The organism is Nocardia sp. NPDC004718, from assembly GCF_053601535.1.
This window is the reverse complement of sequence record NZ_JBSGCA010000013.1, coordinates 1-18021: the sequence shown is the minus strand read 5'-3', so window position 1 is coordinate 18021 and position 18021 is coordinate 1. Positions and strand designations below refer to the sequence as shown.

Below are 18021 nucleotides of genomic sequence, written 5' to 3'. Positions count from 1 at the left end.
GCTCAGGAAGGGTCGGCGATCTGCCGCACCTCGACCTCGATGTCCCATTCGGGTCCGTGCACGGCGAGGAAACGAGAAGTCCATTCCACCGCCTCTTCCTTCGACTTGACCTGCAGAATGCAGTATCCGCCGATGATCTCCTTGGATTCGGTGAACGGTCCGTCCAGCACGGTCTGCTTGCCGCCGGACTGGGTGACCCTGGTGGCTTCGGTGATCGCGTGCAGGCCGTTGATGTCCAGCAGCACCCCCGCCTTGGTCATCTCTTCGATCACCTTGCCCACCTGTTCGCGCAGCGCTTCGTCCGGCTCCGGAGAGGTGGCGGGGTCCAGGCGGATGAGCATCATGTATCGCATCTCGGCATCCTCGGTCGATGTGGCGTCAGGATCGGTCGATCCCCACATCACTGCATCGAACGACTGCCGCCGCAATCGACATGCCGAGCCGATTTTTTTCTAGTGCGTCGGCCACGCGATGGGTTTGCGGGCCGCTCGTGCGGTCCAACGACCGTCGTCGTGGCGGACCTCCACCGGGTGTGCGAAGGCGGCGGTGACGTTCTCGGTGGTGATCGTCTCCAGGGCGGGGCCCGACGCGACGGCGTGACCGCCCGCGATGAGCAACGCGTGCGTCGTCGTGCTCGGCAGCTCTTCCAGATGGTGGGTGACCAGGATCGAGGCGACGTCGGGGTGGGTACGGTCCAGGGTGTCGAGAGTGTCCAGCAACTGCTCGCGCGCGGCGACGTCCAGGCCGGTGGACGGTTCGTCGAACAGCAATAGCCGTGGCTCGGCGATCAGCGCTCGGGCGATGAGGGTGCGGCCGCGCTCGCCCTGGCTCAGCGTGGGCCAGATCTCCGTCGCCTTCCCGGTCAGGCCCACGGTGTCGATCATCGCGTCGGCTCGGTCGAGCTGGTCGGCGGTCGGTGTCCAGCGCATGGGGGTGTCGATGGTCGCGGTCAGGCCGGTCAGCACGACCTCCCGGATGGTGAGCGGAGAGCGCAACGGGTGGCGTGGGTTCACCTGGCCGATGCCGCGGCGAAGCTGCTGCAATTCGACGCGGCCGAGTTCCGCGCCGAGCACACGGACCGAACCCGACGTGGGGAAGGTGACCGCGCCGCAGAAGCCGAGCAGGGTGCTCTTTCCCGCGCCGTTCGGACCGAGCAGCGCCCAGCGTTCGCCCGCGCGCACGGTCAGCGAGATCCCGCCGATGATCTTCTTGCCCTCGCGGCGGAAGGTCACGTCGGTCAGTTCCAGCACCGGTTCGGTCACGTGAAAGCCTCTTTCAGAGTGGTCAGGTGGGTGCGGCTGTACTTGGCCGCGGCGGCCGGGTCGCGCGCGGCGATGGCGTCGGCCAGCCGCTGGTGCGCGGCGTGATCCACGGACTCCGACGGCACCGGGCGGATCTTCAGCATGTCGATCATCGCCAGCCGCAACCGGGGCAGGAAGCTGTCGAACAACTGGGTCAGCACGTCGTTGTGGGCGGCCACGATGACCGCCCGGTGGAACGCCATATCGGCGTCGACGTGCTCGGCCACCGGCTCGCCGTGTGCTTCGCGCGCGGCCAGCGCCCGGCGGATCATGCGCAGGTCGGCGGGGGTGCGCCGCTGGGCGGCCAGTGCGGCGGCCTCGGCCTCGATCGCGATGCGCGCCTCGATCACCGAGGCGATGGTGGCGCGGCGCAACACGGCGTCCCATTCCTCGGTCGCCTCGAGCGCGGTGACGAAAACGCCCGCGCCCTGCCTGCTGTCCAGGACGCCTTTACCGGCCAGCTCGCGGATCGCCTCCCGCAGCGTCGAGCGTCCGACGCCGAGCTGTGCGGCCAGGGTGGTCTCACCGGGCAGGCGGTGACCAAGCGGCCATTCGCCCGCCTGGATGCGGGCGAGCAGCACTTCGGCCGCCTGCGCGGCCAGTGGATGGCGCCGTACCTGGGAGATCATTCACTACCTCTCTACTTGTCTGAGGAGTCGTGTACAGTCTAGCCATGATGCGCACCATGCTTCTGCTTAGCCGCCACGGCGGGGCCTGAACGACCGGCCGCCCGCCGTGGGGCTTCGTCGTGGCCGGTCACCCTTGTCGTGACGGCCACAATGGCCAGGAAGCAGACCCATGACCACCGCATTCCCCACCATCCACACGCCTGCGGGGCAGGTGCCCGATCAGGCTCCGGCGTGGAATCGCCAGCGGCGCTCGCAAATGCCGTCGCACCGCTATCGTGACATCCACCGACGCGTGGAAGTACCGCTCATGCGACGGAAGTGGCCCGACGCCCGGCTCACGCAGGCGCCTCTGTGGGTGCCGGTCGATCTGCGCGACGGCAATCAGGCACTCGCCGAGCCGATGGACCCGGCGCGCAAACAACGCTTCTTCGAGCTCTTGGTCGCCATGGGCTACAAGGAGATCGAGGTCGGTTACCCGTCGGCGTCCCAGACCGACTTCGACTTCGTTCGGCTCATCGCCGAGGAGGATCTCGCGCCAGAGGACGTGACGATCGCCGTCTTCACCCCGGCGCGCCGCGATCTCATCGAGCGCACCGTCGCATCGATCCGCGGCATCCCCAACGACGTCGTGATCCACATGTACACCGCGACGGCTCCCGCGTGGCGGGACCTCGTGCTCGGCAAGGACCGCGCGGCGCTGCGCGAGCTGATCCTCGACGGCGGGCGCGCCGTGCTGGACTGCGCCGGGGACCTGCCGAACGTGCGGTTCGAGTTCTCGCCCGAGGTGTTCAACCTGACCGAGCCCGACTACGTCCTCGAGATCTGCGACCGGATGACGACATTGTGGGACGCCACACCGCGGCGGCCGGTCATCCTGAACCTGCCCGCCACCGTCGAAGTCGCCACCCCGAACGTCTACGCCGACCAGATCGAATACATGCACCGCAATCTGGCTCGCCGCGACAGCGTCATCCTGTCGGTGCACCCGCACAACGATCGCGGCACCGGCGTCGCGTGTGCCGAGCTGGCGGTACTCGCGGGCGCGCAACGCGTCGAGGGCTGCGTCTTCGGCAACGGTGAGCGCACCGGCAACGTCGACATCGCCACGCTGGCGCTGAATCTGCACGCGCAGGGCGTTGATCCGATGATCGACTTCTCCGACATCGACGAGATCCGGCGAACCGTCGAATATTGCACGCGTATGCCGATTCACGAAAGACACCCGTATGTCGGCGATCTGGTGCACACCGCGTTCTCCGGGACTCATCAGGACGCGATCAAGAAGGGCATGGCCGAGCATCGCGCCCGGGCCGCCGCGACGGGCATTCCCGAGCGCGCAGCCGACTGGCACGTGCCGTATCTGCCCATCGATCCCGCCGACCTCGGCCGCAGCTACGACGCGGTGATCCGGGTCAATTCCCAATCCGGCAAGGGTGGCATCGCCTACCTGCTGCACACCGAATACGGCATGGACCTGCCGCGACGCCTGCAGATCGATTTCGCCGGGCACGTGCAGGCGCTCGCCGACGACACCGGCGTCGAGATCAGCGCCGCCGAACTGCGTGACCTGTTCGAGGCGATCTACTGCGACGATCCGTCGGGGCCGGCCGTGAAGGACTGGCGCACCAGCGGCGACGGCGCCGAAGCGGACACCGAGATCACACTGATCGTCGACGGCGTCACCCACCGTACGCGGTGCGGCGGCGGCCCGGTCGCGGCGCTCACCGAGGCTCTGGCCGAGGCGGGGTATCGCGTAGAGGTGCTCGGCCTGACCCAGCAGATGACGGATCGAGACGACAGCGCCATCGCTTACCTGGAATACCGCAGCGGCGAACACCTCGGTTGGTCCTGCGGCCGAGCCGATTCCGCGCAGGCGGCGGCATTCGCCGCGATCCTGCGCGCTGCCGGACGCTCGGCCCGGCGGTGATCATCTGGCACCCGCTCTCGCGCTGACCGACTCGTGGCGCGACGGCAGGTCGCGGCTGGTGCGCGGATCACGCGCGTACCGCCGACGATCCGATCGGGTACTCGGTTCCCGGTACCCGATCGGATGCGGGCGCCGCACGGCAGGTGACGGTCAGGCTCCGGTGAAACCGTCGATTCGCTCGCGCACCAGGTCGGGCGCGATCCACGTCACGGGCTCGACCGTATCCCCGCACGTGTTCCCCGGAGAACCGACTTTTCCGGTCAGAACATGCCGTGCGGTATCTGCGCGGGCTCGGGCACCGTTTGCACGACATCCCAGTGCTCCAGGATCTTTCCGTCGGCCACCCGCCAGATGTCGACCACAGCCAGGTCGGGCTCTTCGTCGCCCGGCGGGATCGTGCGGTAGTGCATGACCACGTATTCGTCGTCGGCGATCACCCGCGCCAGCTCCAGCTTCGACCCGGCCACCGGTGCCTGTGCGATGAACTCGATGAAAGCGTCCTTCCCGGAGGGATTTCCGGGGCTGTGCTCGAGGAAGTCGTCGTGCAACAGAGTGCGCAGCACGTCGACGTTGCCCGCCGCGAACTCCGTGAAGCCGTTCAGGAGCAGTTCCCTGTTGCGCGCTGCCGCGCTGTCGTTCGTCATGCCGACGAGACTGGCAGCGAGCGAACCGGGGTGTCGATTACCCGCCGTGTAATGGCGGGCGTGACCCGGGCGTCGTGATACTGGGTCGATGAACGGTGATCGACCGGTCGGCGAGCTGCTGCGAGAGTGGCGGCACCGGCGGAAGCTGAGCCAGCTGGACCTGGCCATCCAAGCCGACGTGTCCGCCCGGCATGTCAGTTTCGTCGAGACCGGCCGCACGACGCCCAGCCGAGCCATGGTGCTGCACCTGGCCGAACAGCTCGACATTCCGCTGCGCGAACGCAACCGTGCGCTGATCGCCGCCGGACATGCCCCCGAGTTCCGGCGCAGCGACTGGAACGACCCCGCGCTGCGGCGCGCCCGCGACGCGGTGCAGCGGGTACTGCGGCTGCACGAACCATATCCGGCGCTGGCGGTGGACCGGCGCTGGAATCTGGTGCAGGCCAACGACTGTGTGGGCGTGTTCTTCGACGGTGTGGATCCGCAACTGCTCGAACCGCCGATCAACATGATGCGGCTCGGCCTGCACCCGGCGGGCTTCGCCTCCCGGCTGCGCAACCTCGAGCAGGTCCGCGCTTTCCTGCTGCCCCGCCTGGCGCGCCAGGTGATGGCGACCGGAGATCCCGATCTGGCTGCGCTGCACGAGGAACTGCGCTCCTACGGCTCGCCGGGCGGCGCGGACAGTGACATCGCGGACATCCTGCTGCCGATCCGACTGCGCCACCGCGACACGGAACTCGCGTTCTTCAGCACGATCACGACCTTCGGCGCGGCCTTCGACATCACGCTCGATGAGGTCGCGGTCGAAGCGTACTTCCCCGCCGACGACGAAACGGCTGCCTACCTGCGTGCGTGCGCCGAAACCGGCCGGTGAGCGACGGGCGTCGGCTCAGTCGCGTACGGTGAATCGCTCCGCGGGCTCGCCGCTGAGGTGTCCGGCGGGCAGCTTGCGGCCGCAGAGGACGAGCAGCAGGTCCTGGGCCCGCCCCGACAGCACCGTCCCGGACCCGTAGCTGAAGTCCAGGTCGTCGGCGCGTAGTTCGATGCCGCCGAGTTTGGCGCCGAACAGCTTGACGGTCCTGGGGTCGATCGTGTCCAGCACCAAGCGCATCCGGTCTTCGGGCACCAAGCGGTCCAGGCCCAGGGCAACGGTGATGTCCAGCCCGTGGATCGCATCGTGGCTCAACGCGTTGGAGAGCCCGCCGCCCGGCGGGCGCCAGGGGTGATCGACGTTGTCCCACAGTGATTTCAGCAGATCCGAGGTGCTCAGCGTGGCGGCGTCCATCCGGGCGGTGCGGTCGGCCAAGCGGTTGAAGTTCCCGAACGCCGCGACCATCCCCAGCGCCAGGCGCGCGCTCGACAGGCGATACGGCATGGTGATGTGCGCGACCACTTCGCGTACCCGCCAGCCCGCGCAGAGGGTCGGCGAGTCCCAGCCCTCGGCGTCCAGTCCGGCCAGGAGTTCGGCGAGTTCGGTTCGTTCCGCCGTCACCGCCCTTCGCACCTGGGTATCGATCATTCGTCCACCTCTCTTCGACGAGGTGATCCAACCCCTCCGGCCGTCGAGGCGCCACCCGGCGACGAAAATCGGCCACCCGCAGAGCGGAAACAGGGTGTTCCGGATTCGCTGCGCACGCCGGGACCGCGGTGAAGACGGTGGTCAGCCGTAGAGCGCCTGGCGGGTTCTCCGATACGCGGCCCGGATGTCCCGTCCGGTCGCGGTGTCGGCCGGTGGCGGAATCTCCGCGACCGAGCATGCGGGCCAGGACGGCGGCCGGGACGTGCCGCTGAGCGCCCATGCCGCTTGCCTGGCAGCGCCGAGCGCCACGTACTCGGCCGGTTCCGGCACCGTCACCGTGACGCCGAAGACCTGCGCGGCGATCGCCGCCACCAGCCGAGAGCGCGCCGCGCCGCCGATGAGCAGCACGCGCCGCGGCGAGACCCCGCCGATCTCGGTGAGGTGGTCGAGCGCGTCGGCGAGATGACACAGCAGAGCCTCGAAGGCGGCGCGGGCCACCGTGCCGGGTCGCATCGCCTCCGGCCGCAACCCGTGCAGGCTACCCGCGGCGTGCGGCAGGTTGGGCGTGCGTTCACCGGCGAGATAGGGCAGCATGACCACGCCGTCCGCGGCCGGCGGCTCCTGCGCGGCCAGCGATTCCAGCGTCGGCAGATCCACGCCGAGCAGATCGGCGGTCGAGGTGAGGATGCGGGCGGCGTTGAGCGTGCAGACCAGCGGCAGGAAGGCGCCGGTGGCATCCGCGAAACCGGACACCGCGCCGGTCGCGTCGGCGGCCGGACGGTCGGTGCGAGCGTATGCCGTTCCGCTGGTACCGAGGGAGACCACCACGTCGCCATCCGTGATGCCCAAGCCGAGCGCGGCCCCGGCGTTGTCCCCCGTTCCGGCGGCGACCAGTGCGCCCGACGGTGTGTGCCCGGCGGGCTGGTCCGGGCCGAGGACCCGGGGCAGGCCCGGGTGGCGCCCACGAAAAGCCATGGCGAGCAGGTCTTCGCGATAGTCGCCGTCGGCTGGTGACCAATAGCCGGTGCCGGAAGCATCGCCCCGGTCGGTGGTCGGCTCGAGCATGCGTCCCGGCCCGCCGCCCCGTAGTCGCCAGGTCAGGTAGTCGTGTGGCAGCACGACGTGCGCGGTGTTGTCGGCGAGTGCCGGCTCGTGGTCTGCCAGCCAGCGCAGTTTGGCGACGGTCAGGCCTGCCACCGGTACGTTACCGACCGCATCGGCCCATGCCCGCGGGCCACCCAGGTCGGCGATCAGTTCCTTCGCCGCGTCGGCGGAGCGGACGTCGTTCCACAGCAGCGCGTCCCGCACCGGAACACCCGCCGCGTCCAACGGGACCAAGCCCTGTTGCTGTCCCGCGACGGCTATCGCGTCGACGTCGTCGAGCAATCCCGCACTCGCCGTCTGTAGCGCGTCCCACCACGCGGCCGGGGCGACCTCGGTCCCCTCCGGGTGCGTGGCCCGCCCCTGAGCGAGAATCTCACCGCTGTCGGCGTCGCAGACCACGACCTTGCACGCCTGGGTGGAACTGTCGACTCCCGCCACCGTCGTCATGGCGCCTGCCCCGATCGAAGCCCGCTCGCGTCGCCGACACCGCCCCCGTCGCACAGCGGACGCGGGCGGATCGACGCCTCGGAGGAAACCGGTCGCATTTCGAGGACGAGCCCGTCGCGCGATCCGGCGAATCGTCCGATCGTCTGGAGCACACCCATACCGACCACCTTGCACCTCGCTGCCCCGCACCGGAGCATTTCGGGTATTCCGCCGCCGTATCGGGCAGACTGTCGCGATGAGCATCGACCCCACCGACGTGCGCATCCGCACGGGAGACGGGACGCAGCTGCCGGAACTGACCGAGGAGGCGCTCGGCGACCTGCTCGGCGAACCGGCCGGGCCGGAAGACGCCGTGCTCGAACTCAGCCGTGCCGACCTGCACGAGATCCGGGCCAGGTTGCTGCCCGACGGGGTCTATGAGCTGGAGCACCGGGCCGGGTCGGCGACCGAGTCGTTCCAGGTGTACACCTCCGACCCGGTGCTGGTGCGTGATGTGCTGTGGGCCTGGCTCTGCGACGATCCGTGGTGGCGCGACTCGGTCGCGTGGTTTCCCGTCGACCCGGCGATCGCCGAGCTGCGCGCCGTGCAGGACGAACTCACCGGACTCCTGGACGGCCTGACCGTGATGGACGATCTCACCGCGGGCATGGACGCGGCGCTGGCGCGCGCCGACGAACTGCTGGCGTCGGAGCTTCCGCCGGATGCCGACGACCCCCCTCAGGCCTGATACCACCAGGCGGTGGTCGCCACGTCGGCGTCCTCCAGCGGGAGATAGGTCTCGGCGTCCTGCCATCCGAGGGCTTGGACGGTGACGCGTAGTTCGCGGTCGAAACAGATCGGATCGCGCACATGCCAGCGGTACATGCCGAAGCGCTGATCCGCTCGATAGATTTCCTCCGGCGGCAGCACTTGATGCAGCCCGAGATAAGGCGTGGAATATGTCCGGTATGTCCCGTCGAGATCGAAATTCCAGGCGCCGCCGAAATAGTCTTCGGTGCCCGTCCCGCAAATGGTCGGATGCTCGGTGTCTCCGTCGAGGAAGAACTTGACCTCGCCCTCGCCCCACCATCCCGGCGCGCCCGGGCGGATGGCGAGGTAGGTGCCGACGTAGCGGCCCGGCCCCGGCACCGTGTCGAGCACGGTGTGGACGGCAGGGTTCCCCAGGCCGGTGGTCCGCGTCCATCGGGTGTGCAGATACCCCGCTTCGTCCGGTACGTCCTCTTCGGTGTAAGTCGCCTGGTAGTACACCGGAACCGCACGGCCGCAGTGGTTTTCGAGCGTGATGCGAGCGCGGTGCCGAAACGGCATGGGCCAGTAGCTGTTCAATCCACCCGCGGGCGCGACGACCACCATCTCCGAACTCAGCAGGGCGGTCTCGCCCCATCCGTTGCAGAAGAAGTCGCCGAGGGGCGAGGCGATCGCGGGCCGTGCCGCGTCGTCCCAGGTCATCCGCAGCGTCAGCCCGCGAAGGACGGAACGCTCGGTGGTCAACCAGAAATGCCGGAAAACGCCGGGACCGGACACGTCGGCCAGCGTGGCGGTTTCGCCGTGGGCGAGCGCGATCGAGGGGGAGATCTTCCATCCCGCCCCGAGCAGCCGTGCCGCGTGCGCTCCGGTGCCGTCGGTCGCCCGCGCGCCCGCGCCGGGCGCCCCCGTCGGATTCTCGGCGCTGATCGACCGCGTTCGCGTGCCGTCCAGCCGCCACAGTTCACCGCCCGGCGCGGTCACAGTCCCGGCCACCCGTAACGGGCTGCGGTCGGCGCGAGCCCGGCCCGGTGCGCCGTGGCGGCCCCGTCGGTCGCGGCCAGCTGCCGGGTGTCGGTCTGCTGGGCGAGTTCCCGGCGGAACCGGTCCATGTCCAGCCAGAGGATCTGCTGCACAAGGTCTTCCAGCGCGTCCGAGGCGACGTCGCAGAACGCCATCACCGTCGGACACCGCGTCACCTGGGCGGCAGCGGTCAACGCGACCTCGGCTTCGGTGTCGACCTTGCTGGGCACGATCTGCGGATGCCGCTGCGACGACGCTTCGTACACCGGAGCGAAATACCGGCACGGCCCACACCAACCGGCCCACCAGTCCACCAGCACGATCGGACGCGACGTGACGACGGAGTCGAAATCGTCCTGGGTCAAGGTGATCGTGGGCATGAAATCCTCGTATCGTTCCGCGGAGCAACTGTGCATCGTCGTACGGATATTCGCGATCAGGAAGCCGCCCCGGCGCGGTGCTGTTCGGCCGCGAGGAAATGCGCGATATTCGTCGTTCGGTCGTACAGATCGCGGTAGTGCCGGTAGTACTCGTCGTAGATCGCGACACTTTCGGGTTGCGGTCGCACGGTGTCGACGACGGGATTCCACCCCGAGGTGTCGACCCCGGCGGCCTCGGCCGCGAGCAGCGCGTCGCCGAGGCTCGCCCCCACGGTGTCGGCGGGCAATTGCTGCGGCAGCCCGGTGACATCGGAGACGATCCGGGTCCACAGCCCGCCTCTGGTGCCGCCGCCCACCGCGACCAGACGCCCCGCCTGCCCGCCTGCTTCGGTCATGGCCTCGAGGTTGTGGCGCACTCCGTAGGCGATGCCCTCCAGAACCGCGCGGTAGAGCTCGGCCCGTCCGTGCCCGAGGGTCAATCCCGCGACGATGCCGCGCGCGTCCGGATCGAACAAGGGCGTGCGTTCCCCGGCGAAATAGGGCAGCGCGAGCAACCCCCTGCTCCCCGCGGGCACCTCCGCTGCCGCGGCGACCAAGTCGGTGAACTCGCCACCCACGAGCTTGCGCAGCCAGTCGGTGACCGCGCCGGAGGTGGCCATGCCCGCGGCGAGGGTATACGTGCCCGGCCAGGTGCCGCAGGTGCCCCAGAGGCCGGGATGCGGGCGCGGGTCGGTGAGCACCTGCACCAGGAACATGGTGGTGCCGTACATGATCATCGCGTCGCCCGGAGCGCGGACGCCGACGCTGGCTGCCTCGGCCCAGGCATCGATGGTCCCCGTGGTGACGGGCAGCCCCGACGGAAGTCCAGTCGCGGCCGCCGCGTCCGCGCTCACCCGGCCCACGATCTCGGTGGGCCAGGCCAGCTCCGGCAGCCGCCAGCCGGGCACGATCCGCTCGGCCCAGTCGTTCGCCCACGCACGTTCGCGCAGGTCGTAGAGGGGCACGCACTGACTGGCCGATTGGTGGTCGAGAACGTACCGGCCGGTGAGCCGGTGCACCAGGAAAGAACTCGCCATCAGCAGCATCGCGGTGCGTGCGGCGACATCCGGCTCGTGCCGGGCCAGCCACCGGGCTTTCGGGCCGACAGCCTGGCTGGTCAGCGGCGATCCGGCGCGGTCGAGCACGGCCCGCGCGCCGAATTCGTCGTTCAATTCCGCTATCTCGACGCTCGCCCTGGTGTCGACGCCGTAGAGGATGGCCGGTCGCAACGGCCTGCCCTCCGCGTCGGCGGGCAACAGGCACGGGCCGATACCGGACACCGCGAGTCCCTCGAGCGCGGCGCCGCCTGCCGCCGCCACCAGCTCACGGGCGAGTGCGAGAAAATCCGCCCACCACACCTTCTCCGCGTCGTGCTCGACCCAGCCGGGGTGCGGCATGGATACCTCATGCGCCCGCTCGGCCCTGGCGATGACCGTGCCGCGCGCGTCGGTGAGCACGCCCTTCGAACTCGAGGTCCCGATGTCGATACCGAGAAACATCGTCACCGCGTGAACTCGTCCACCGTGACGTCGAGCAATTCGCACGTCGCACGCACGGCTTCGCGGTGGTCGCCGGGCACCGCGTGAATGTGGTTGGCGCCGAAGCGGTTAAGGAAATCCTCGGCGCGCGCGTCCAGCCGGGCGAACGCGTGCGGCCATTCCCGGGTCGACTGCTTCATCAGGGCTTCGTTGGTCTGCTCGTCGTATTCCTCGAATTCGCCGAGCATCAGCTGCATGCGGTAGTCGCCGTCGAGCCGGGTGAGCCGGGCGAGAGTCATCCGGCCCGGCGCGGCCAGATGATGCACCGAGGCGCCGCCCGCGGGAAAGAAGAACACCTCCGGGTACAAGTGCACCTTCGCCAGGTTCTCCGCCGGGTCGTCGCTGCGAGCGGCGAACCAGGTGGCGTGCTGGCCGGAATTGCAGAGATCCCAGATGTCCCGATCGGCGTGATAGTGCCGGACGTCGGCGAACAGCACCGGGGTGCCCGCGATCCCTTTGAGCAGCTGCATGGTCAGCGCGCCGTCCATGTCCGCCTCGGTCGCGCAGACGTGCGGCTTCTTCGGTCCGTTCCAGTCGTAGGGATCGTTGAGGAAGGCCTCGGTGACGTCCATGGTGGCGAAATACTGGGTGAGCTCGGGCTGCCCCTTGATCCCCGAGAAGTCCAGGCGCCACTCGTCGATCAGCTCGCGCACCGCCAGATACGAGCGGATCTGACGTTCCAGCAGTTGCGGGGTGAGCTTGGCGCCGTCGTAGTGCACGCCCGCGGTGTTGCGCTCCAGCCACTCGCGCGCGGCCTTCGCCTCGCCCGCGTCGGCCAGTTCCGCGCGCCGCACGATCTCCCACTGATCGATTTCCTCGACGTCGATGCCGAATAGGCGCTGCCACTGATCGGTGTTGGCGACCGCGGTGTTCATACCCATCGGCCGCCCACCGAAGCGCCCGAACGTCGAACCGCGCAGGCTCGCCACGGCTGCCGCGGCCCGCGCGCGCACGCCGATCGCATCGATGAGTTCGGGATCGGACGGATCACCCCACAGCCTGCTGTGCCGACGTCCGATCTGATCCAGCGCACCTCCGGCGGCGAGCATGCCCACCATTCCCGGCTGGACCGGGTCGATATTCGACAGCAACAGCAGCGGCCCCGGAATCGCGCCCGCCGCCAGCATGGTGAAATGCGGGAACGCCCAGACCGCGTAATGCAAGACGGTGAGATCGACGCCCGCCGCGGCGACCGTGCGCGCCACCGCACCGGCCGACGCGTTGTCGCTGATCGGCGCCGCGCCACGGACCACATCGTGGCCGGCGTCCGCGAGCGCGGCCACCAGCCGGTCTTCGGTGGAGACGATGAAATCGGCGATGCCCGCATGCACATAGTCGCGGCCATCGGAGATGCTGATGATGCCGATACGGGCCATGCCGGTCCCTCCCGTAGGTGGGTGATCGGAAAGTTCGACTCGCTCAAGAGATACCAGCCGCGACCGCGCCCGGAGACGCGTTTCGCCGAAATAGCGCTCGGCCTGGTGCTTCGGACCGCTTAGCGCGGAACCGTTTTGACGACCCGCGACTGCGGGAAGCCGAGCGGCGCCAGATGTACCCCGCCCTGCCCCCACCCCGCACTGGTGATCCACCAGCGGCCGTCCTCGTCGACCACCTCGGCGGCGTGCGCGGCGATGTGCCCGACCTTGTCGCCGATGCGGAAGTGAAAAGGATTGTCACTGCGGAAGACGTCGGTGCCGACGTAATGCGGGCGCGGACCGATGAACAAGTACCACCATCCCCCGTACCGAATGACGTAAGGCGATTCGGTGTTGCCCGCCTCGGTGCCTTTGGCCGGGTCCGTGTACGCGATGTGCCGATCGCCCCAGTGCACGAGGTCGGCGCTGGTGCGGTAGGCGACGACATGGTGACCACCCGCCGGGGCGCTGGTCGCGCAGTAGTACATCACCCATTGGTCGCCGACGCGCACCACCATGGGATCGCGAGCGTCGTAGCCGTCGCGGAACAGCGGGCCCTCCGCCGATCTGGTCCAGTGGAACAGATCGGGCGAGGTCGCCAGGTTCATCGCCGCGGCGGTGCGGTCGTCGCCGCCTGCGGCGTAGAACATGTAGTAGCGGCCGTGAGCGCCGAGCACAAAAGGCGCCCACAGATGCGTCTCGCCGTAGTCCCGATCCACCCGCAACGCCGAGGCTTGCTTGGTCCACGAACCGCGCAGCCGGTCGGCGGTGGCGTGAGCGAACTCGATCTCGTCGAACGGATCCGCGGGCTCGGGGTGGGTGATCCCGAAAAGGTGCCACCTCCCGGCGGCGTCGCGAACGAATGTGTGATCGTTGATGTACCAGGCTTCCGACTCCCCGGCGCTCGGATCGTAGATCCGCGCGAAAGCTCCCGCCCGGACCACCTCCCGTGTCGCCATGGATTCATGATGCCGCGATCACGTCCCCGGTGGCGGAATCATCGGGCAACGACACTGCGCCGCAGGTATTCCGCGGTCAGCGACCGGTCGTCCGCCAGCAAGTCCGCCGGTGTCCCGGCGAAAACGAGTTCGCCTCCGTGCTTTCCGCCGTCGGGTCCGAGGTCGATCACCCAGTCGGCCCGCGCGACGACGTCCAGGTCGTGCTCGATGACGATCACCGTGTTGCCCGCGTCGACCAGCCGGTCCAGCAGCCCGACCAGCGCGTCGACATCGGCCATGTGCAGCCCCGTGGTCGGCTCGTCCAGCACGTAGACGGCGGCTTCGGCGCGACGCTGGAGGTGATCGGCCAGCTTGACGCGCTGGCGTTCGCCGCCGGACAGCGAGGACAACGACCGGCCGAGGGTGAGATACCCGAGACCGACGTCGAGCAGCGACCGCAACGGCGTGCCGATCCGCCGGTCCCCCTCCGCGGCCCAGAAGTCCAGCGCTTCCGCCGCGGGCATCTCCAGCACGTCGGCGATGGACGCCCCGCGAATCTCGTAAGCGAGCGCCTCCGGACGGTATCGGCGTCCGTGGCAGGCCTGGCAGATCGTGGTGACCGGATCCATGTACGCCAGATCGGTGAAGATCACTCCGGCGCCGTCGCATTCGCCGCAGGCGCCGTCGGAATTGAAACTGAACAAGCCCGGTCGTACGCCGTGCCGCTTGGCGAACAGCTGACGCAGCGGATCCATGATGCCGAGATAGGTCGCGGGGCTGGAGCGCCGGGAGGCGGCGATCGCGGCCTGGTCCACCGCGATGACCTGCGGATGCGCCGCGACGAACGCGCCGGACACCAGCGTGCTCTTCCCGGAGCCCGCCACGCCGGTCACCGCCGTGAGCACGCCCGTCGGAAACCGCACGGCGAGGTTCTTCAGGTTGTAGGCGTCGGCATCGGCGACGGTGAGCCATCCCGCCGGCTCCCGGACGTCCTCCTTCACCCGCCGCACCCGGCGCAGGCCAGCACCGGTCGGCGTCTCCGCACGCCGCAAGCGATCGACCGTGCCCTCGAACACCACCTGCCCGCCGCGGGAACCGGCGCCCGGCCCCATGTCGACCACATGGTCGGCGACGGCGATGACATCGGGGGAGTGCTCCACCACCAGCACCGTGTTCCCTTTGTCGCGCAGCCGGCTCAGCAGAGTGTTCAGCCGCCCCACATCCCGGGGATGCATGCCGACGCTGGGCTCGTCGAAGATATAGGTCATGCCGGTGAGGCTGGAGCCGAGATGCCGGACGACCTTCAGGCGCTGCGCCTCGCCGCCGGACAGGGTGGCGGTTTCCCGATCGAGCGACAGGTAGCCGAGCCCGACCTCCTCGATCCGGCGCAGCCGGGCGACGGCGGCTTGGGCGATCGGCCGAGCCACTGGATCGTCCAGGCGGTCGAGCACCTCGATGAGGTCGGTGATCTCCAGCCTGCCGTAGTCGGCGATGCCGAGCCCATCGATCCGGCTCGCCAGCGCGGCGGCGTTGAGCCGTGCGCCCCCGCAGTCCGGGCAGACCTCCTCGGTGACCACCGCGCGGGCGGCTTCGCGATTCTTGTCCGACAACGCGGTGAGATCACGCTTGATGTAGAGGCGGTCGAACCGCTCCAACAGGCCTTCGTACGCGTTGTTTCCCGCCGAGCCGTTCCGATTCTTGCGCGGCACCCGGAAACCCTTGCCGTGCAGGAACAATCGCCACTCCTCGGCAGTGAAGTCCCGCAGCGGCTTGTCCGGATCGAAGAGCCCCGACTCGGCGTAGAGCTGCCATTGAAACGTTCCGACCGCGAAGGGCCCGAAGGTGATGGCGCCCTCGTTGAGCGATTTGCCGCGGTCGATGAGCTTGCCCAGATCCGGCCGCACCACATTGCCGAGACCGCCGCACGCGGGACACATGCCCAGCGGATCGTTGAACGAATAGCGCGTGGCCTCGCCCGCGCTCGGCACGCTGTGCCGGGAGAACAGGACGCGGATGACGGAGTGGATGTCGGTCATGGTCCCGACCGTGGAACGGGAATTGCCGCCGATCGGCTTCTGATCGACGACGACGGCGGGCGCCAGGTTGTCGATCGCGTCCGCCTCCGGACGCTCGTATTTGGGCAGCCGATTGCGGATGAACCAGGTGAAGGTCTCGTTGAGCTGCCGCTGCGATTCGACCGCCACGGTCCCGAAGACGATCGACGACTTGCCCGAACCGGAGACGCCGGTGAAGACCACGATCTTGCCTTTGGGGATCGTGAGCGAGACATCGCGCAAATTGTTCTCGCGAGCCCCGACGATCCTGATGGTGTCTCGATCTGCATGCACGAACCTCACGCTAGGCAGCGATGAGGTCGGTTTCTGTCCTCCTTCGCGGCCATACTCGAGTACGTGACCCGGACCGCCGAGCGACTGCTCCAGCTGCTGTCGCTGTTGCAGACCCGCCGCGAATGGAGCGGTCCCGAACTGGCCGCGCGGCTCGGCGTCACGGTGCGGACGGTGCGCCGAGACGTGGAGCGTCTGCGCGAGCTGGAGTATCCGGTGGTCGCGAGCCTCGGCGCGGTAGGCGGCTACCGCCTGGAAGCGGGCGCGGCACTGCCGCCGCTGCTGCTCGACGACGAGGAAGCGGTCGCGATCACGCTCGGACTGCGCGGCGCGGCGCAGGGCGCGGTCGCGGGTATCGAGGAATCGGCTGCTCGCGCCTTGGTGAAGCTGCAGCAGGTCCTGCCGTCGCGCTTGCGCCGCCGAGTCGACGCGATAGACGCCACCACCGTCTCGCTCGGCGGGCCCGCCGCCGGTCCGATGATCGATCCCGAGGTGTTGGTCGCCCTGGCCGCCGCCGCGCGCGACAGCGAGCGGATCCGCTTCCGATACCGCGACAAGACCGATACGGAAAGCAGCCGCCTCGCCGAACCGCACAGTCTGGTCTCGGCGGGTCGCCGCTGGTACCTGGTCGCCTGGGATGTCGACCGCGCCGATTGGCGCACTTTCCGCGTGGACCGTGTGACCTCACCGCGGCCGATCGGAATACGCTGCGCACCTCGCACGCTGCCCACCGCCGACGCGGCGAGTTTCGTGACCAGCCAGTTGGCGCGCTCCAGACCGGTTCGTCCCGTGGTGCTGCGGGTGCATGCCCGCGCCGCCGTGCTGGCCGAGACGTTCCGCGTTCGCGCGGAGGAAGTCGAACCGCTGGACGAGCGAACCTGTCTCTTGCGCACCTCCGCGGATTCGCTGGAGTGGACCGCCCTCCGCATCGCGCACCTCGACCTGGACTTCGAGGTCGTCGAACCCGTCGAGATGAAAGACCTGCTCGCTCGGCTCGGCGCCAAACTGCTTCGTGCGGCGGACAAGCCTGGCTGAGCGAAGGCCGCCGCGGCGTGCGGATACTCGGCTGCCCGATGCGGGAAGCGGCACTACGGTGCTGCGCATGACGCTCTCAGTGGAAGACCGCCTCGATATCACCGACCTCATCGCCCGGCACGGCCACATCATCGATGCGGGCGAACTGGATCGCATGGACGAGCTGTTCAGCGCGGAGGTCGTCTACGACCTGACCGCCATGGGATACGGCGAATTGCGCGGCATCGCCGCTGTGCGTGACGCGGCCCTCGCGCTCGGCGACGCGAATCCGGTCGGCCATCACGTCACGAATGTGATCGTCACCGAAAGTGAGGCCGACCGCGCACAGGTGTTGTCGAAGGGAATCGGGATCGCCGCCGATGGTCGCTGCGGAAGCGTTACGTATGAGGACGTGGTGGTGCGAGAACCCGTCGGCTGGCGGATCACGTATCGCAAAGTCATTCCGCGCCGCGCTCCACTGGGTGGCTGATCGCCGAGGGGCGCATTGTCGTAGAAGCGCTGCCAATCGATCTTGTCGTGGTCTGAATCACACTTGTGTCATTCGCGCCGGAGTTTCCCTGCGCGCACGCCGCTGACCTGCGAAAAAGCGCGCTGGGCAGGCGATTTGACGAAGCGTTATCCGCCGCGTAACTTATTCCAAGTCAGAGCGACACGGACACCGACCCGGAGCCGAGAAGCGAGGCGGAGACGCCGAGCGGAAGGACCGGGAAACGAGGTAGGACGAGGAGCGCCTGACGATCACACTGGCTCGATCGGGAGCCCGATTTTGATCGGGTGAACGAATGGGCTAAGCTGGAAAAGTTGCCTCACTGAAGGTCCGGAGTAATTCGGATTGAATGTGTGTGCGTGTGTTCTTTGAGAACTCAATAGTGTGTCGATGAATGTCAGTGCCAATTATTTTTGGTTTCGGCTCTTCATACCCCCGTGTGGAGGGTCGGATATTTTTAGTCAGCTAATTTTCCGGCTGGCGATTGTTTTGCTGGGTTTTCGGAC

The 18021-nt window shown here is 68.5% G+C and carries 17 protein-coding genes; 5 read left to right on the top strand and 12 right to left on the bottom strand.

Features of this window, described 5'->3' with window-relative positions; genetic code table 11:
* Positions 1 to 2: 2 nt before the first annotated feature.
* From ACWEH3_RS12230 to ACWEH3_RS12220, 3 genes are all read right to left on the bottom strand, one after another.
* Positions 3 to 353, bottom strand: coding sequence for a YciI family protein (locus ACWEH3_RS12230; RefSeq protein WP_450024934.1), 351 nt, complete (start codon positions 351 to 353; stop codon positions 3 to 5).
* A gap of 99 nt (positions 354 to 452) precedes the next feature.
* On the bottom strand, positions 453 to 1262 hold the full coding sequence (locus ACWEH3_RS12225; protein WP_450024932.1) for an ABC transporter ATP-binding protein: 810 nt from the start codon (positions 1260 to 1262) through the stop codon (positions 453 to 455).
* Positions 1259 to 1930: a FadR/GntR family transcriptional regulator gene (locus ACWEH3_RS12220; protein WP_450024930.1), complete on the bottom strand. Its 672-nt coding sequence runs from the start codon at positions 1928 to 1930 to the stop codon at positions 1259 to 1261. The genes ACWEH3_RS12225 and ACWEH3_RS12220 overlap by 4 nt, the downstream gene beginning before the upstream one ends.
* Positions 1931 to 2186: 256 nt before the next feature.
* Between ACWEH3_RS12220 and ACWEH3_RS12215 the strand changes: the two genes are divergently transcribed.
* Positions 2187 to 3857 (top strand): 2-isopropylmalate synthase, encoded by a 1671-nt coding sequence (locus ACWEH3_RS12215; protein ID WP_450024950.1) that lies wholly within the window; start codon positions 2187 to 2189, stop codon positions 3855 to 3857.
* A 260-nt stretch (positions 3858 to 4117) separates the two neighbouring features.
* Here the strand turns inward: ACWEH3_RS12215 and ACWEH3_RS12210 are convergent, their stop codons facing one another.
* The gene (locus ACWEH3_RS12210; protein ID WP_450024928.1) at positions 4118 to 4501 is read right to left on the bottom strand and encodes a nuclear transport factor 2 family protein; all 384 of its coding nucleotides are present in this window, start codon (positions 4499 to 4501) and stop codon (positions 4118 to 4120) included.
* An 88-nt stretch (positions 4502 to 4589) separates the two neighbouring features.
* Here ACWEH3_RS12210 and ACWEH3_RS12205 point away from each other — a divergent pair, with 88 nt between their 5' ends.
* Positions 4590 to 5375: a helix-turn-helix domain-containing protein gene (locus ACWEH3_RS12205; protein ID WP_450024926.1), complete on the top strand. Its 786-nt coding sequence runs from the start codon at positions 4590 to 4592 to the stop codon at positions 5373 to 5375.
* 15 nt (positions 5376 to 5390) lie between these two features.
* Here the strand turns inward: ACWEH3_RS12205 and ACWEH3_RS12200 are convergent, their stop codons facing one another.
* Together ACWEH3_RS12200 and xylB are read right to left on the bottom strand one after the other, a co-directional pair.
* Positions 5391 to 6020, bottom strand: a complete 630-nt coding sequence (locus ACWEH3_RS12200) for a maleylpyruvate isomerase family mycothiol-dependent enzyme (protein WP_450024924.1) — start codon at positions 6018 to 6020, stop codon at positions 5391 to 5393.
* A gap of 141 nt (positions 6021 to 6161) precedes the next feature.
* Complete coding sequence (gene xylB / locus ACWEH3_RS12195) at positions 6162 to 7571, bottom strand: xylulokinase (protein ID WP_450024922.1); 1410 nt, start codon at positions 7569 to 7571, stop codon at positions 6162 to 6164.
* 235 nt (positions 7572 to 7806) lie between these two features.
* On the opposite strand from xylB, the gene ACWEH3_RS12190 reads away from it, so the two are divergent.
* Positions 7807 to 8298, top strand: a complete 492-nt coding sequence (locus ACWEH3_RS12190; RefSeq protein WP_450024920.1) for a hypothetical protein — start codon at positions 7807 to 7809, stop codon at positions 8296 to 8298.
* On the opposite strand, the gene ACWEH3_RS12185 is transcribed toward ACWEH3_RS12190, so the two are convergent.
* The 6 genes from ACWEH3_RS12185 to ACWEH3_RS12160 all read right to left on the bottom strand — a co-directional run bounded on the left by ACWEH3_RS12185 (position 8289) and on the right by ACWEH3_RS12160 (position 15996).
* A complete protein-coding gene (locus ACWEH3_RS12185; RefSeq protein WP_450024918.1) occupies positions 8289 to 9311 on the bottom strand; it encodes a glycoside hydrolase family 172 protein in 1023 nt (340 codons plus the stop codon). The two genes, ACWEH3_RS12190 and ACWEH3_RS12185, sit on opposite strands and share 10 nt — an antisense overlap.
* Entirely contained in the window at positions 9296 to 9718 is a 423-nt protein-coding gene (locus tag ACWEH3_RS12180) for a thioredoxin domain-containing protein (protein WP_450024916.1), read from the bottom strand. Before ACWEH3_RS12180 ends, ACWEH3_RS12185 begins: the two co-directional genes overlap by 16 nt.
* A gap of 56 nt (positions 9719 to 9774) precedes the next feature.
* Positions 9775 to 11256 carry an FGGY-family carbohydrate kinase gene (locus ACWEH3_RS12175; protein WP_450024948.1) on the bottom strand — a complete coding sequence of 494 codons (1482 nt, stop codon included), beginning with the start codon at positions 11254 to 11256 and terminating at the stop codon, positions 9775 to 9777.
* Positions 11257 to 11258: 2 nt separating this feature from the next.
* Positions 11259 to 12671 carry an L-fucose/L-arabinose isomerase family protein gene (locus ACWEH3_RS12170; RefSeq protein WP_450024914.1) on the bottom strand — a complete coding sequence of 471 codons (1413 nt, stop codon included), beginning with the start codon at positions 12669 to 12671 and terminating at the stop codon, positions 11259 to 11261.
* 119 nt (positions 12672 to 12790) lie between these two features.
* Positions 12791 to 13669: a glycosyl hydrolase family 32 gene (locus tag ACWEH3_RS12165; RefSeq protein WP_450024912.1), complete on the bottom strand. Its 879-nt coding sequence runs from the start codon at positions 13667 to 13669 to the stop codon at positions 12791 to 12793.
* A gap of 38 nt (positions 13670 to 13707) precedes the next feature.
* Positions 13708 to 15996, bottom strand: a complete 2289-nt coding sequence (locus ACWEH3_RS12160) for an ATP-binding cassette domain-containing protein (RefSeq protein WP_450024910.1) — start codon at positions 15994 to 15996, stop codon at positions 13708 to 13710.
* Positions 15997 to 16059: 63 nt separating this feature from the next.
* On the opposite strand from ACWEH3_RS12160, the gene ACWEH3_RS12155 reads away from it, so the two are divergent.
* On the top strand, positions 16060 to 17028 hold the full coding sequence (locus tag ACWEH3_RS12155; RefSeq protein WP_450024908.1) for a helix-turn-helix transcriptional regulator: 969 nt from the start codon (positions 16060 to 16062) through the stop codon (positions 17026 to 17028).
* A 67-nt stretch (positions 17029 to 17095) separates the two neighbouring features.
* Positions 17096 to 17497, top strand: coding sequence for a nuclear transport factor 2 family protein (locus ACWEH3_RS12150; protein ID WP_364437868.1), 402 nt, complete (start codon positions 17096 to 17098; stop codon positions 17495 to 17497).
* The last annotated feature ends 524 nt before the right edge of the window (positions 17498 to 18021 follow it).